Here is a 15,467-nt window from a genome sequence, read left to right as displayed (position 1 = left end):
AGCCCGCTGGTACCGCTGAGCAGGATGTCGAACGCAACCGGCTCGTCGCCCACGACCACTGTCGTGGCCTGCGGCTGGTAGCCGTCTGCGGACGCGATGAGGACGTAGGATCCGGCGCCGGGCGCGTCCACGCCGTACGAGCCGTCGGCGCGGGTGACGGAGCGGCCCACCTGACGTCCTGCGAGCGGGATCAGCGTCATCGAGGCTCCGGCCAGGGGCGTCTTTCCCGCGCCTCGGGCGCGTCCACCGTCCGGTAGCCCTCCGGCAACGGCCGCGGCGGTGGAGGGCACCGGCATCCGCTGGGCGGCGGCCGGTGAAACGGTGACCCACTACTTCTCCATGGTGTTGGCCCCGGTGGCCGGTACGGCGGCGCTGTCCGGGATCGCGGACGGTATGGCCGGCTCGGCTGCAGTGTCCACCGCCCTGGCGGTGGCGGGGCGGTGGCGCGGGAGGAAGGAGGCGAGGACGCACGCGAGGAGGCCGGCGCCGGCGCCGACGGCCATGACCGTCTTGAAGCCGTTCTCCGACGGCAGGGAGACGGAGCCGACCGTCGTCGTCATCTGGGAGAGGATCACGGCGGCGACCGCGCTGGCGGACGACGTGCCGATAGACCGCATGAGGGTGTTGAGGCTGTTCGCGGCACCCGTCTCGGACGCGGGGACCGCGCCCATGATGAGGGCAGGCATGGCGCCGAAGGTGAAGCCGATGCCGGCGCCGACGATGCAGGACGCCAACATGAACTGCCAGACCTCGTCCATGAGCACGATGTTCAGGCCGTAGCCGGCGGCCACGATCAGAGCGCCGGTCATCAGGGTCGTCTTCGGGCCCCGGGCCTTGGAGAGGAGGGCGGACACCGGAGCCGCGGCCATCATCACCAGGCCCATCGGCGCCAGGACCAGGCCGGCGGTGAGCAGCGACCTGCCCAGACCGTAGCCGGTCGCAGTGGGCAGCTGCAGGAGCTGCGGCACGACAAGCATTATCGTGAACATGCCGAACCCAACGGCGATCGAGGCGACGTTGGTGAACAGCACCTGACGGCGCGCGGCGGTGCGCAGGTCCACCAGCGGTTCCTTGACGCGCAGTTCGAACAAGCCCCACAACAGCAGCACCACGACGGCCGCGGCGAACAGGCCGAGAGTGGTGCCGCTGGTCCAGCCCCAGTCGGCGCCCTTGGAGATGGCAAGGAGCAGGCAGACCAGGCCGGCCGCCATGCCGATGGCGCCGACGACGTCGAAGCGTCCGCCAGTGCGCACCTGCGACTCCGGTACGAGCGCCAGTACCAGGACGGTGGCGAGGGCGCCGGCGCCGGCGGAGGCCCAGAACAGCGTGTGCCAGTCGAAGTTGTCGGCGATGGCCGCGGCGGCGGGCAGGCCGAGGGCACCGCCCACGCCCAGGGATGCGCTCATCAGTGCGGTGGCGGAGCTGAGCCGCTCCGGGGGCAGCTCGTCACGCATGATGCTGATGCCGAGCGGGATGACGCCGGCAGCCATTCCCTGCAGCACCCGTCCGACGATCATTGGTGTCAGTGAGTCGCTGAGTGCGGCGATGACCGAGCCGGTCACCAGCATGACCAGGCTGACCAGAAGCATGCGGCGCTTGCCGACCATGTCTCCCAGCCGGCCCATCACGGGGGTGGCGACGGCGCCCGCGAGCAGGGTGGCGGTGATGGCCCAGGAAGCGTTCGACGGCGAGGTTCCCAGCTGCTTCGGAAGGTCCGGGATGATGGGGATGACCAGGGACTGCATCAGCGAGAACACGATTCCGCCGAAGGCCAGGGCCGCCACCACGGCCTGGGGGCGCGGTGCTGTGGCCCTTCCGTCATCGACGGTTCGGGGACGGGAATGGGGCATGGTCGAGCCTCCGTAGGGGCGATCGGTAACAGGGATGGAGGGGACGTCGTGCGATCGTTCATTCGTCAGAAAGCGGGCAGCCCGTCAAGCGCTGCACAAGCGGCCGGGCACCTTGAGTTGAGCGCGGCCGCGAGACCCTGACGGTCGAGGCCTTCGCCGACGAGACCGCGGTCTCCCGGCGCACCCCTCCCGCCACGTCGCCGGCGGAGCAGGCACGGCTGTACGGCGCCCCGGGTGCGCCTCGCCGTCGCAGATCGAGCTGTTTCGTACGCCCCCCGAAAAGGCTGCCGCGGAGTGTGCCGCTCCGGCTGCCCGTGAGCATGCGCTCTCCGTGGCCGGACGCAACACGGTGATGTCACCACTGATGCGGCGGAGGCGACCCGGCACGTCCTGCGAGAACGCCGAGCGCGCACCCCCATTCGGCCGGCCCGTCGTCCCATGGGGTGTCCTACAGGTCCGACGGCCAAAGGCCGACGGGCGGAAGTTGACTCCCCCGTCGACTTCGATGATCTCGCCGGTGACCTGGGAATTCGCGGGTGAGGCGAGGGAGAGGATCGTCGCGCTGTGGGCGATCGCTCCGCCCCCGGTTTCCTGCATGAAGGGCGCGGCCACCTTGGTCAGATCCTCCTCGGTGCGCGAAGTGATGACCCCGTCGGCACCCGCTTCGGCGAGTGCCACCACCGTCGCGGCGCCAAGGGCCGGCCGGACCCGGTTGCCACAGCGACCTTGTCTGTGATCTGGAAGAGATTGCTCATCACACCTGGACCGTAGCACCGCTCTGGCGATAAGTGTTAGTTGGCTTTCACTTATTTTCATGATGGTCACAACCCAGGGAACGGGTCACAACGGAAGCACCGGAGGTGCCGTCGCACTGGCGGTGTACGGCTTGACGTCGCCGCACGTGGCCTGACGGCCAGCTTGTGGACGGCCGACGGCCCGGCAGCGCGTACTACTGTGCAGTCATGGCGACGCAGGGACGGACCTTGAGGGCTGATGCGGCTCGTAACTACCAGCGGATCGTCGGTGTCGCGGTCCAGGCGTTCGAGGAGATCGGGCCGGAGGTGACCCTCGAGGAGATCGCTCGGCGCGCGGAGGTAAGTGTGATGACGGTCTACCGGCGTTTTCGCGCTCGCGACGAGCTGGTCCGAGCCGTCCTGGACCACGTTCTCACCACGGAGATCCAGCCGATGGCGGCGGCGCACACCGAAGATCCGTGGCGAGATCTCGTCGACGTGCTCGGGGCCAGCATCGATGTACTGGCTCAACGGCAGGTCATCCTCTCCCTTGCCCGGGAGTCCGACGCGTTCGATGTCGAAAGCGTGCACCGCTACCTGCGCTCCCTTGAACGGCTGCTACGACGTGCCGTCGAGGCGGGGGTGGTGCGACCGGAGCTGGAGATTCGTGACCTGGCGGCGGTCATCGTCATGGTTCTGGCCACGGTGCGTCTAGGCGATCCCGACGGCGCGGGCCGCAGGCGCTACCTCGCCCTGGTCGTCGATGGGCTGCGCATCTCGCCGACCCCCCTGCCCCCTCCCCCGGCACGGGAGTTCCCCGGGTCCGCTGCCTACGCACAGGGACCGGAAGCCTGATCTCCCCATGCCACGACAGAGGGCCGTCGGCGAGGTGCCGGGGTGCGGGCTTGCCCCGGCCGTCTCGCGGCGCGATGAGTCTGCGTCACCTCCGGTACGACCGGCCATCTGGTGACGAGTGAGGTCTACCTGGACCGCACCGCCTCGGGTACGACCGACTTCGACCCCAGCTTCTCCAGCACCGAGCGCGCCCCGCCGCACTCGACGGCAAGCCCCCAGCCTGCACATCCTGGCCGACGCGTCCTCCGTCGAGGTCTACGCAGAGAACGCCTCAGGCCAGCAGGTCGTCCTCACCGACCAGATCTTCCCCGACCCCTCCAGCACCGGCGTCGACGTCTTCGCCGACAACGGAACCGCCATACACCCGCCTTCAAGCGTGGCAACGGGCATCCATCTGGAAGTGACCGTCGGAGCCACTCATCCCCATAAGGGTTCTCAACGATGTCGCCGCCGTCGAGCAGTGGCTGGCGTGGAGCCTCGGTGCGGATCAAGCCCCCCTGGGCCGTTGTCGGGTGAGACGTCGGAGCTCCCCCGACAACCCGCTGCCGGACAGCCGCAGCCACGCCCGCCCCTGCCGGTGCAAGGAAGCCGCCGCGCTGCGCTTCCCGTTCGGCCATCTTGCGGTCGCGAGCGTCCTGACCGACGCACGGTCGCTGCAGGAGGTGCACGACACAGTGGCGCAGCTGCGCCGCCCCTTCCCCCGCGCCGCGGGACGAGCTGCGCGCCGCGGGCATGCTGAACCCGAACACCCGCGTCCCCCCGCCCAGTTGATCGGGCGACCCGGCCCGATCCGGGACGCCGTGCCCGTCGAAGCGTTGCACCGGAGCGCTTTGCCTCGTGGGGCCGTCCGGATTCCCCGAGGGCCTGGTCCCGGACGGCCCCTGGTCGCTGCCGGCGGACGTCCCGCCGCTGACTATCGGACAGCTCGACACGGCGGACGCCGTCGTCACGACGGTCGCCGCGGCCATCGCCGTCACCGTCACCGTGGTCCTCGACCACGGTCTGGGCCAGGGACGGCGGGCCCTGGCGCTGCTCCCGGACCAGCACATCTGCCTGGTCCGGGCCGATCAGATCACACCCGACGTGCCCGATGCGCTCCGCCGCCTCGACCCGTCGCGGCCGCTGACACTCATGTCAGGCCCCTCGGCGACCGGCGGCATCGAGCTGGAGCGGGTGGAGGGCGTACACGGGCCCAGGACCCTCGACATCATCGTGCTGGGGGACGCGTAGCCGCCGGAGCGGACATCACGGTTTCGCCGTGCGGTCAGGTGGCCGCGCTGCGAAGCCGTGTGCATTTCACGCATCGACCTTGATAGATCCTATCTATTCTTGCGTGTTGACCTGATCGTGGGGCAGTGACGAGGAGAAGATTCCTGATTTCCGTCCTTAGCTCTAGACAAGACGTGGGGGCGTACCCCTTAATACATCCGATGTCCGAGAAGGATGTGGCCTGAGCGGACACGAGCCGCCGTTTCCCCGCCGTCCGGGCTGAGTCACGGACAAACCACTGGCGACACGCCCCGTGTCCTTCACCCCTTCTGGAGCCGCACATGACCTCCGCTCCCCTCAGCAGGCGCTCCCTCATCAAGGCCGCCGCGCTCGCCGGCGGCACCGTGGCCTTCGGACTGCCGCAGGCCCTGTGGCCCACCGCCGCCGAGGCGTACTCGGTCTCCTCGAAGATGGACTGGTGGTACCAGGCCCGGTTCGGGATGTTCATCCACTTCGGGTCCTACTCCTACCTCGGCCACGGCGAATGGGCCTTCAGCTCCGAGAGCTGGTCCAAGGCCAACTACCAGACCCAGGTGTCCGCGCACTTCAACCCCACCGCGTTCAACGCGGCAGCCATCGCCCAACTGGCGGCGGACGCCGGCATGAAGTACCTGGTCATCACTGCCAAACACCATGAAGGCTTCGCCATGTGGGACTCCAACGTCCCCGGCTTCACCGACACCACCGGCACGAAGCTGTACAACCTGCACGACTACGCCGGTGTCCAGGGTGATCTGCTGGCGGCGCTCAAGACCGAGTGCGAGGCACGCGGCGTCAAGTTCGGGCTCTACTACTCGATCCTGGACTGGAACCACCCCTCCCAGACCATCCGAAGCGGTCTCACGACGATGGCCTCGCAGGCCGCCCGCACGGGTTATATCGCGGACATGAAAGCCCAACTGCAGGAGCTGCTGGACCGCTACGACCCGGCGCTCCTGTGGTTCGACGGCGACTGGTTCGGCGAACCCTCCAGCCCCACCCTCGAGGACTGGTGGCTGCGGTCGGACGGTGTCGACCTCTACAACTGGCTGATCGCCCGCAAGCCCCAACTCGTCGTCAACGAACGGGTCAAGCGGGACCTCGGCCTGGGCGACTACACGGTCGCGGAGTTCGGTGTCCCCAACGCGCCGCTGGACCGCCAGTGGGAGAGATGCGACACCATGAACGGCGCCTGGGGCTACCAGTCGGGCCGAGAGAACTCCTACCGCCCCGTCAGGGACTTCGTTCAGGAGCTCGTCACCTGCGTCTCGCGGGACGGCAACTTCCTGCTGAACATCGGCCCCAAGGGCGACGGCTCGGTCACCGCCGGATCCGTGACCATCCTGCGCGGCCTGGCCTCCTGGATGGCGACGTACGGCGACAGCGTGCACGGAGCCACGGCAAGCCCCTTCACCACCGACCCCACCTGGGGCAGGGCCACCAAGAAGGACGGCAAGCTGTTCGCCCACGTCTTCACCTGGCCCACGGACGGCGTGCTGCAGATCCCGGCGATCACCAACACGATCAGCCGCGTCTACCTGATGAACAACCCCTCGGCCTCGCTCACCTACACCGTCAGCGGCGGCCAGATCAGCGTCACCGTGCCGGCTACCGCCCCGGACGCCAATGACTCCGTGGTCTGCGTCGAGGTCAGCGGCGTCCCCACGGCCGCCGGCGGAGCCCGGGTGACCGTGTTCCAGGACGTCAGTTACTCCTCGGCGAGCGCCGTCCTGACGCTGGGCAACTACACCTCCTCCCAGCTGTCGGCCGCGGGAGTTGGCTCCGCGACCATCTCCTCGCTCAGGGTGCCCCAGGGCTACCGGGTGACGGGCTACTCCGGCGACAACTTCACCGGCACGGCCTGGACGTTCACCGCGGACAATCCCGACCTGCGGGTGACCGGCAACAACGACGCCATCGTCTCGCTGAAGGTCACCTTCAATCCGGCCACGTACTTCCGTCTGATCAACGTCACGGACGGTCTGGCCCTGGACAGCGGCGGCAACGTCGCCGGCGGCTCGAACCTCAAGCAGTGGACCCCGGTCGACAGCCCCAACCTCCAGTGGCAGGCCGTCGACCTCGGCGACGGCTACTACAGGCTGGTCAACCGCGCCAACGGCATGGTCGCCGACGGCTGGGGCTCGACCAGCAACGGCGCTCCAGCTCAGCAAGAGGCCTGGAACGGCGGCCCCCACCAGCAGTGGAAGATAACCGACCGCGGCAACGGCCAGTACTCGATCGCCAACCGCACCACCGGACTCGTCCTCGACGGCGGCGGACAGGTCCCCTCCGGGTCCGTGACCAAGCAGTGGACCTGGGTGACCAACAACAACCTGCTGTGGACGTTCCAGCCCACCTCCTGACCACCCGTCATCGCCGCGCCGCCCGAACCTCTTCCCGGGCCACAGGGCCACAGCGCCACGACCAGCCTCCTGCGTGGCCGCTGCGGGCCGGGGCCCCTCCGGCCCGCAGTCTCCACGAAGGCACGTCCCCACACGGAAGAGCCGCACGTCCCCACCCAGCAAAGAAGGGCCGCCCATGCACACCTCCCCAAGACTCGCCGCCAGACTCACGGCCACGGCATCCGCCACCTGCCTCAGCGGCGACCATCTGCACCCCAACAGCGCCGGCATGCAAGCCATGGCCAACACGGTGAACCTCGCGCTGCTCACCTCCTGAGCGGTACCCACCTCCCGGACGCCGTAGTTCCGTTCGGCGCCCCCTCTCCGCGTACGGGGCACCGGACGGAACGGGCGTCATCCGTGCGCCTGCGGGCAACTGCTGCCCCACGATGACGGCCAAGGCATACCGCTCCTCAAGGCCGTCATGGAGAGCGCCGAGCCAACGTGAGCAGAGAGCTCGGGCGGCTTGGCGAGCACACCGCCTCTCGATCCCGATCCTCCTCGCGACCCGCAGCGCCCTGTACCGGTAGGCGTGTCTCATGGGCAAAGCGGCGCGGAGCACGGTGTGGCGAGCGGCGGCGGCCGGGGCGATGACGAGATCGTGGACACCCAGATGTCAACAAGAACACGATCTGCAAGCGCGTACCGGAGCTGATGGGCAGCGGCCGAGCCGCGCTGTTGGAGTAAGAAACTGTTGTCTTTTCGATCTTGAGGGATGCGCGTCGAACGGGAGTCCCGATCGGGTGGTCGCGGGACGCTGGGCGCATACGAACAGGGCCTCCTGAACAGCTCGTTGGTGTCGAATCACCGAGCAGCAGGAGGCCCTGGTGCAGCAGTCTTGCGTGCCGATGGCCGGGCAGTCCAGCGCGGTCACCTGGGAGTGTGACTGCCTGGCTCACCGGTTCGGAAACGCCGCCGACAACGGGAAGCGGCAGCCTCGCTACCCGACCGACATGACGGACGGAGAGTGGGCCGCGGTCTGCCCGCTGCTGCCGGTGCCGGGCTGGATGCGCGGCCGGGGAGGCCGGCCGGAGGGGTACTGCCACCGGGCGATGCTCGATGCGATCCGGTATCTCGTGGACAACGGGATCAAGTGGCGGGCGATGCCCGCCGACTTCCCTCCGTGGGACCGCGTCTACGCATTCTTCCGCCGCTGGCGGGACAACGCTCTGGTCAAGGAGTTCCACGACCGGTTGCGCGCGAGGGCCCGCGAGGAACTGGGGCGGGATGCGGAGCCGACGGCCGCGGTGATCGACTCGCAGTCCGTCAAAGCGGACGCGGTGGTCGGCGCGGACAGCCGGGGCTTCGACGGCGGCAAGCTGGTCAACGGGCGCAAGCGGCATGTCGTGGTCGACACGCTCGGCCTGCTGTTGGGTGTGATGGTCACCGCCGCGGACACCGGTGACCGCATCGCCGCCCAGGGCCTGCTTGGGCAGGTCGCCGACGTGCACCACCGGCTGGAACTGGTCTGGGCCGACGGCGGCTACACCGGCAGCCTGGTCGAGCACTGCCTGGCCACGCTCGCGCTGGTCCTGGCGATCGTGAAACGCAGCGACGACATGCGCGGCTTCGTGGTGCTGCCCAAGCGGTGGATCGTCGAGCGGTTCTTCGCCCACCTGATGCGAAGCCGCCGTCTGGTGCGCGACTTCGAGCGGCGCACGGCCAGCGCCGAGGCGATGGTCTACTGGTCGATGACCCTGCTCATGACGCGCCGCCTGGCCCGGTCACGCCTGCCGCGAGGGTGAACCGGCCCGGCTGCCGCTCGGCCAGCCAGCCCCGCGCGACCAGGCGTTTCGCCTTCGACCGCAGTGCCTCCACTCGTGCCGGCACCACGTCCATGCCGAACGCTTGGGCCATCTCCTGGCAGGTCAGCGGCCCTTGATGGAGCCGGTCCCGGTCTGCGAGCGTCGTGAGGATGCGCTGGTAGTCGACCGACAGCACCGACCAGGCCAGCCCCTGGCGCCACACCGGAACCTGCGACTTCGGCTTCGCCGCGTCCCGGGGTTCCGGCGGCGCGTCCGCATCCCGCGCTTCCTCAGTGACCTCTGTGCCGGCGGTGTTGCCGCCGTCCGGAGCCAGCACCGTGTCGACCCGCCTGCGGGCAATCGCCCACTCCTGCCATTCCTGCTCGGCCGCGGCCAGTTCGGCCTGGATGCGGTCGGCCTCCTCCCGCAGCCCGTCGACTCGACGGCGAGCGGCGACCTCGTGCTGTTCCAGCAGTCCGACGACGGACGGCATTCGTGACCTCCCGGGGAGCGACGACCCGACAGGCCACGACTCCCACGGAATCACCACTGCTATCCCCGACCAGCGGAAACGCACCGATCACGCCCGAAAAGACAACAGCTTCTAAGAGCTCGCGATCCGGCGGCCTTGGACGAGGGACGGCTCGGAGCGGCTGCGGTCAGGCCGGTCCGAGCCATCGTCGTAGCTGCTGCTCGTTGCGTGCCGTTCCGGGTCCCGTTTCGCCGTCTACGAAGCAAGATCGATCTCCTCCCCGGACAGGGGCCAGAGCCGAGAGAGCAGCAGAGAATCTCCACCACACTGGTGCAGTGTCTGGTCGTCCTGGTGTCCGTCGTGGTCGTCGCGCCACCGTGTGTACTGGCGCCCCTTGGCCGGGGACGATGAGCATCGATGGGCAGCGGTTCTTCCCTCCGGTACCGCACACGCCACTCGTCGACGGCGGTGGTGGTGGTCGGCTCCACCGTCCAGTCCTCAGTCTCGAGCGTCGCCACCAGGATCCGTACTGCCTCCCGTGCGATGTTCGGATCCAGCCTCCGCACCCTCCGCCGTCCATTCAGGAGCACACACGCCTGTCCGGGAACTCTCGAACTCTTCGCCGCACACGACAGCCAAGGCTGGAGCCCGACGACTCCGCGAGCCCGCGATTTCGAACTTCTGGCAGGTGAGGCCCTGTACCGGGCCGGAAGGTCGTGTGTTTAGGCTGAGGGCGAGTGCTTAGGCCACAGGCACACCGCGGGACGCGTCGCGAGCAGGCGTGCGCTCCTGCGGTCCTTTCGTGTCCTTATGCCCTCAGGAGGTGCCGTTGTGATCGACGGAAGCCAAGAGATGTCCGGCCCCTTGCCAGCCGGTCCCCGCACGGACGGCCCTTGTGAGGACGTACCCACCGCTTCGGCGGGCGCACTCGAGGTGCGCAACCGGCAGCTCGCGCGGGCCGCGGTCGAACCGGCGCAGCGAATCCTGGTCCACCGCTACCGTCTGGCCCGTCCCGCCGAAGGGTTCGAACTGCTGAAGCAGACGTCTCAGCGCTTCAACATCAAGCTGCACACGCTCGCTGACGCCGTGGTGCGCATCGCCGGCCCGGACGCCGGGGCCGGGCAGTGGTTTCCGCGCCGGGCCCGCTTCGTCGCCCCTGCGCTGCCGGATCTGGCGCTGCAAGGGGCGGATGTCGAAAGTCAAGCAGTGGTTCTCCGGACGGCGCTGCGGCGAGTCCTGCACGTCACCGAAACCGATATGGGCAACGTCCAGCTCGCCGAACACGGGATGCTGCGCCTGGAGAAGCACACCGGCCTGAACCGGCATTTCACCGACTTCTTCGCCTTCGTCAAGGATTCGACCACCGCGTGCGCGCAGGCCGCCGAGCAGCGTCAGCAGATCACCGTGAAAGACGTCGAATCAGCCGACATCTTCGATGACGATTCCCGCCACGCCATCCTCCAGGCCGGCAGCCGCGCCGCTCACAGCCTTCCCCTGACCAGTCGTGGCCAGGTGCTCGGCATGATCTCCTCCCACCACGAACAACCCCTGGCAGGCCTCAGCCAGACACAGCTCACCGCCTTGGAGAAGACCGGCACCACCGTGGGCCGATGGCTGCACTGGCACCGCCACACCATCGTCCTCGACGCCCTGGAACACATCCACACCACCGCGCGCAATCACCGCTGACCTTCGCGTCGGGCCAGGGAGGAAGGCATGCCCGGGCGTAAGCCGGTCACACTGGCCAAGACGCCGCTTGCGATGACAGTGTGGGCAACCGGGTGCAGACTCTGGTCGAAACAGAGACGGGCCCCCGCAAACGGGGCTCGCTCAGAAAAACGGCGAGAGCCGTCAACTCTTTCGAGGTGGACGGCTGTGTGTCCGCTCGGCCGTGCCCAGTGCCGGCCCCGCAGATGCATCCCCACCCACCGCGGCACCGAGGCCCTCGCCCCCGCGCACCCACACCGGTCCCCGCCACAGCGCGGTCCTCAACCGTTCTGCGACCCGTTGCTTTCCGCACTCCTCGGGAATACAGGGCGGGAAACTCCTCGTTCGCGTCACATCCAAGGACGTCCAGCTTGCCGAGCTGCGTGCCTGACTGCTCCAGCCTGCTCCCCACACGCCCCCGAACGCCGCCTTTTGACCGCTGGCAGTAGCCGACCGCGGTCGGCTACGTCGCACACATGACCCCGCACGGCCCCGATCCCAGCGACCTCTCAGACGCGCCGGGCGCTGATCGAGCCCATGCCAGGGCTCGTAGCCGGGGTGGTGGTTTCCACCGTGCCGCAGGTGCCGTTGAAGGTGGCCTCCTCGCGGGGCATGCCCGCGAAGGCCGGATGACCGGTCGCCGCGATGCCCTCGTGGTCTTCGACCCGGGCGCCGGCGATGCCGCGGAAGCAGCGGTACTCCTTCAATGTCTGCTGCTCCGATGCCGGTGCGCCGGTCCAGGTCCTGCGTGGCCGGCCGCCCCGCCACCTCCCGCCCCTTACTGCGGAGGACCACCGACGATCATGAGGGTTCCTCTGATCAGGCGCCGAGGGGCTCACGCAGCCACTGACCCATCTGCCCGATGGCCTGGCCCACCTCGGCTACCCGCCCGGCGGCCAGGACGAAGGAGTGCTGTCCCCGGGGCATCGGAGGGACTTCGGAGGTGACCTTGAAGTCCGTGAGGCGGCGGCCGAGCTGGGCGCCGTCGTCGGCGAGAGTCTCGTACCCGCCGTAGTGGACGATCGTGGGCGGCGCGCCGGTCAGATCGGCATTCACGAAGCTGATCCGGGGGTCGGTGAAGTCCACCGCGGGGTCCTGCAGCCAGGCTCAGCGGAAGAGTTCGAGGGTCTTCCTGCTGAGCATCTTGTCGTGGTCTTCGTTCGCGTCCACCGACGCGTTCTGAAGGGTCAGGTCGGTCCACGGCGAAACGCAGGCGATCGCGCCCGGGGTCGCCTCACCCCTCGCGAGCAGACGCAGCGGCAGCATCACCGCGAGAGTGCCGGCCCGGCTCGACACGCTCGCTGACGGAGAAGTGCGCGTACGCGATGCCGACGACGCCGACGATCATGTCCATGCTCTGACCTATGCGGCCATCACGCCGCCCCGCGAGGAGCCCGGCGGGCTTGCGGGCGAGAAAGTCTGGCCGGCGGGGCAGTCGAACCTCCTTCCGCGCCCGTCTTTACAGAGAAACGAGGGAGGGCGCATTGAACGCCGACGAGGAACACCAGTTCCGCGAGTTCGTGGCGGCACGGTCGAGATCGCTGCTGCACACGGCCTACCTGCTCACCGGGGACTGGGAGCAGGGCCGGGACCTGCTCCAGACCGCGCTTGCCGCCACCGCTCGGCGCTGGTCGAAGCTGCGCGACCGGGAGCAGCCGGAGATCTATGTGCGCCGGGCGCTTTACCACGCCCAGGTGGACCGCTTCCGACTGCTCAGCTGGGGACGGGAGACGGTCACCGACACCCTGCCGGACCGGCCGTCCGCGCAGGGTGTCGACTGGGCCGACACCGTGGTCCAGCGGCAGGACATCATGGCCGCGCTGCGGCGGCTGCCCAAGCGCCAGCGCGCGGTGGTCGTGCTGCGCTACTTCGAGGACCGGCCGGACGCGGAGATCGCCGCCATTCTGGGCATCGCCCAGGGGACGGTCCGCAGCCAGACCCACAAGGCCCTCGCCTCTCTCCGTACCGCCTTGGCCGGGGCGGGACAGCCGGCCGCCTCCTCCACCGCCTCCGGAAGGGGCGTCGTCGCATGAACGACTCGACCGAACACCCGCTGCACGAAACGTCGTTGCACCACGCCCTGCACTCCCAGGTCCGCGGCAGCGGTGACGCCGCCGGTGCCCACCTGGCCGGCCTGGCCGACGGCGCGCTGCGAATCGCCCGGCGGCGGCAGCGGCTGGCCCGTGCCGGCGTCGGCATCGTCGCCGCCGTCACGGTCGCCACCGCCTGGGTGACCGTCACGGACAGCGCGACCCTGCGCGCCCACGTGGGCCAGCCCGCCGCAGGAGGCGACACCACGAACACCGCGAAGGCAGCCCTGATCTCCTTCCTGCCGGTCACCTCGTCCAACGAGCACGCCTGCACCCAGGGCAGCAGCGGCTACCCCGTACCCGCGAGCGCGACCCACCCGGAGTTCTGCGTCCAGGCCGACCGGGCCACAGGCATGACCGACGTCCAGGCCGCCTCCGCGAAGGCCGACCAGAGCGGCGCCGACGGCACCTGGCGGGTCGAGGTCACCCTCGACCCCGCCGACCGAACCCGTTTCGCCGCCCTCACCGGCTCCATCGCCCCAACCCCGCCCCCACGCAACGAAATCGCCATCATCATCGACGGCAAGCTCTGGGGCACCCCCTTCGTGACCTCGTCCATCACCGGCGGCCGTATCGAGATCGTCGGACCCTACGCCGGAGACCTCACCGGCGCCACCGCCCACGACCTCGCCCACCGGCTGGACCCGAACTGACCGCCGGTACAGGTCACTGAGCCACCCGGAGCCGCCGGCGGCGACACCCCACACACCGCCACCGCGCCCGCCCCGACCTCTCCCCCGCCGACGTCCCCCGCCTGACATCACCGCCCCCCTGACAGCGGCCGGCACAGCGGCCACGCCGACCCGCAACCAATACAGCGCGCCCCGATCCCCGGCCGCGCCCGCGCCGCCCAGCCCACCCTCCCCCATCCTCAACACCAGCCAGCACACGGGCAAAAACCACCGCAACCGGGCTGCCAGCAACCCGACCACCCCCACACCCCTGGAGACCCGGACAGACTCCGGGACACAGTGGAGACAGACGCAACACCCCACCACAACCGAGCTTTAGGGGACGGCCGGGCAGCCCGGCCACAGTGTCGCCCCACGATCCGAGCGCCCAGCATCTGAAGCAACTCCCCCGTCCCGCACACAACCAGGCCCAACACGACGTCCAAGGACGAACCACAATGCGCGCCCGTCCAGACACCAGTCAGGAAGCCCACGATCGCGGCGCACCACACCACAGACCCCAGCCAGCCACCCCTGAAAAACCCCGCAGCCAGCCACGCGCAACCCGACACACACCACACGAGCGCCGGCCCAACCTTCCACCCACACCCCTGTCACCAGGTCGAGTTCGCGCTCATCGGGCTGCCAGGCGTGGATTTCCAGATCGCTGCGCAGCGCCGCCAGCACCTCGTTGATGGTCGCCACGTGCCGGACGCTACTCGGTCGGGTGGAGGCACCAGGAGGGAGCACTCCGCACCGTGCTGACCAGCCGTGGACCGGGGGGGGTGCGGCCGCGGGTCATGGACGGCCTGATGGCAGGGGGTCCGTGGTCGCCCCGACCATGGCGGCTCGGTGGGCGCTCGCAGTGGCTCCCGGGTGGGTGATTTTCCTTCGCGTATACGAGCGCCATCCCAGCGGTGTGCGTGTCCCTGAGGCGCCGTTGCCGCGGACCTCGACCAGCCGAGTTCTTACAGCTGCCCGAGGCGGTCACGGCGGGTGTCGGCGAAGGCCTCCAACTGCCCTACGTAGCCCTCCTGCTGCTCGGCGCTGACCGCCTTCAGGACGACCATGAGGATCCCTTCCAACAGGTCACGGCGGGCTCCGGCAAGGCACAGCCTCGGGGTGTGATTGGGGCGGCCGCCGGCGAGCGGGAGCGGTCGGCGTAGAAGGCGAGGTGGGCAGAGGAGCCCATGCCCTATACGGACCGATACTGGTCGGAGGTGACGACGTCGAGCTCACGGGCGAAGGCCCACAGGTCCAGCCTCTCGTAGTAGGGCAGCATGAGGTTCGTCGTCACCGGTCGGTCGCTGAGCTCGCGGATCGGATCGCACTGCTCCGGACACAGGCCCCCCGCAGGCCGGACAGCAGCGGGGTCGGTGCGGCCTCTCACGTGACCGCGGCTGCTGCGCTGACGAAGCTTCTGCGGTTCAACTCATGACTCAGGGCGCGGCTTTCCTGCGGGTGGTATCGAAGCGCTTCACTTGCAGGGCGCCAAAGTAAGGGGCAAGTTTCGTCTGAAGCAAGGGATTCTGCCGCAAGACACTTTCTTCTGCTGGGTCCATTGACAGTCGCCGGGGGAAATGGCAGCGTCGAAGCGCTTCGACATTCGCTACGGAACCGCTCCTCATACGGCTACGACCGGGTGGTGTGCAGCACCGCGTAACGCTCAGCGTCGCGCTCATCGCCCGGTCGG

Annotated in this window: 15 protein-coding genes and 1 pseudogene; 9 read left to right on the top strand and 7 right to left on the bottom strand. The window is 69.1% G+C overall.

The annotated features are described in order from the left end of the window. Positions 1–38: 38 nt before the first annotated feature. Both OG841_RS48695 and OG841_RS46570 read right to left on the bottom strand, forming a co-directional pair. A pseudogene (locus OG841_RS48695) lies at positions 39–296 on the bottom strand (carboxypeptidase-like regulatory domain-containing protein); the annotation flags it as partial. A gap of 33 nt (positions 297–329) precedes the next feature. After that, the gene (locus tag OG841_RS46570) at positions 330–1,850 is read right to left on the bottom strand and encodes an MFS transporter (RefSeq protein ID WP_328635789.1); all 1,521 of its coding nucleotides are present in this window, start codon (positions 1,848–1,850) and stop codon (positions 330–332) included. A 962-nt stretch (positions 1,851–2,812) separates the two neighbouring features. On the opposite strand from OG841_RS46570, the gene OG841_RS46565 reads away from it, so the two are divergent. The 6 genes from OG841_RS46565 (at position 2,813) to OG841_RS46540 (ending at position 8,834) form a co-directional block, all read left to right on the top strand. Next, on the top strand, positions 2,813–3,439 hold the full coding sequence (locus OG841_RS46565; RefSeq protein WP_328635790.1) for a TetR/AcrR family transcriptional regulator: 627 nt from the start codon (positions 2,813–2,815) through the stop codon (positions 3,437–3,439). A gap of 118 nt (positions 3,440–3,557) precedes the next feature. Beyond that, a complete protein-coding gene (locus OG841_RS46560) occupies positions 3,558–4,178 on the top strand; it encodes a GH32 C-terminal domain-containing protein (RefSeq protein ID WP_328635791.1) in 621 nt (206 codons plus the stop codon). A gap of 98 nt (positions 4,179–4,276) precedes the next feature. Further along, positions 4,277–4,669, top strand: a complete 393-nt coding sequence (locus OG841_RS46555) for a LutC/YkgG family protein (RefSeq protein ID WP_371570364.1) — start codon at positions 4,277–4,279, stop codon at positions 4,667–4,669. 320 nt (positions 4,670–4,989) lie between these two features. After that, the gene (locus tag OG841_RS46550) at positions 4,990–7,050 is read left to right on the top strand and encodes an alpha-L-fucosidase (RefSeq protein WP_371570362.1); all 2,061 of its coding nucleotides are present in this window, start codon (positions 4,990–4,992) and stop codon (positions 7,048–7,050) included. Between the two features lie 175 nt (positions 7,051–7,225). Beyond that, positions 7,226–7,366: a hypothetical protein gene (locus OG841_RS46545; protein WP_328635794.1), complete on the top strand. Its 141-nt coding sequence runs from the start codon at positions 7,226–7,228 to the stop codon at positions 7,364–7,366. Positions 7,367–7,916: 550 nt separating this feature from the next. After that, complete coding sequence (locus tag OG841_RS46540; RefSeq protein ID WP_328635795.1) at positions 7,917–8,834, top strand: IS5 family transposase; 918 nt, start codon at positions 7,917–7,919, stop codon at positions 8,832–8,834. On the opposite strand, the gene OG841_RS46535 is transcribed toward OG841_RS46540, so the two are convergent. Continuing rightward, a complete protein-coding gene (locus OG841_RS46535; RefSeq protein WP_328635796.1) occupies positions 8,791–9,327 on the bottom strand; it encodes a hypothetical protein in 537 nt (178 codons plus the stop codon). The genes OG841_RS46540 and OG841_RS46535 overlap by 44 nt on opposite strands. An 810-nt stretch (positions 9,328–10,137) precedes the next feature. Here OG841_RS46535 and OG841_RS46530 point away from each other — a divergent pair. Beyond that, positions 10,138–10,995: a GAF and ANTAR domain-containing protein gene (locus OG841_RS46530; RefSeq protein WP_328635797.1), complete on the top strand. Its 858-nt coding sequence runs from the start codon at positions 10,138–10,140 to the stop codon at positions 10,993–10,995. Between the two features lie 527 nt (positions 10,996–11,522). On the opposite strand, the gene OG841_RS46525 is transcribed toward OG841_RS46530, so the two are convergent. The 3 genes from OG841_RS46525 to OG841_RS46515 all read right to left on the bottom strand — a co-directional run bounded on the left by OG841_RS46525 (position 11,523) and on the right by OG841_RS46515 (position 12,279). Continuing rightward, positions 11,523–11,720, bottom strand: a complete 198-nt coding sequence (locus OG841_RS46525) for a hypothetical protein (protein ID WP_328635798.1) — start codon at positions 11,718–11,720, stop codon at positions 11,523–11,525. Positions 11,721–11,832: 112 nt separating this feature from the next. Next, on the bottom strand, positions 11,833–12,099 hold the full coding sequence (locus tag OG841_RS46520; RefSeq protein ID WP_328635799.1) for an alpha/beta hydrolase: 267 nt from the start codon (positions 12,097–12,099) through the stop codon (positions 11,833–11,835). A 21-nt stretch (positions 12,100–12,120) separates the two neighbouring features. Next, positions 12,121–12,279, bottom strand: coding sequence for a hypothetical protein (locus OG841_RS46515; RefSeq protein WP_328635800.1), 159 nt, complete (start codon positions 12,277–12,279; stop codon positions 12,121–12,123). A 218-nt stretch (positions 12,280–12,497) separates the two neighbouring features. Here OG841_RS46515 and OG841_RS46510 point away from each other — a divergent pair, with 218 nt between their 5' ends. Next, entirely contained in the window at positions 12,498–13,046 is a 549-nt protein-coding gene (locus OG841_RS46510) for a SigE family RNA polymerase sigma factor (protein WP_328635801.1), read from the top strand. Further along, positions 13,043–13,756, top strand: coding sequence for a SecDF P1 head subdomain-containing protein (locus OG841_RS46505; RefSeq protein WP_328635802.1), 714 nt, complete (start codon positions 13,043–13,045; stop codon positions 13,754–13,756). Before OG841_RS46510 ends, OG841_RS46505 begins: the two co-directional genes overlap by 4 nt. Positions 13,757–14,969: 1,213 nt before the next feature. Here OG841_RS46505 and OG841_RS46500 read toward each other — a convergent pair. Next, positions 14,970–15,164 carry a beta-galactosidase gene (locus OG841_RS46500; RefSeq protein ID WP_328635803.1) on the bottom strand — a complete coding sequence of 65 codons (195 nt, stop codon included), beginning with the start codon at positions 15,162–15,164 and terminating at the stop codon, positions 14,970–14,972. Positions 15,165–15,467: the final 303 nt, after the last annotated feature.

The organism is Streptomyces canus, from assembly GCF_041435015.1.
GTDB lineage: Bacteria > Actinomycetota > Actinomycetes > Streptomycetales > Streptomycetaceae > Streptomyces > Streptomyces canus_G.
Note: the sequence above shows the minus strand (reverse complement) of the source record. Positions and strands in the feature narration are given on the sequence as shown.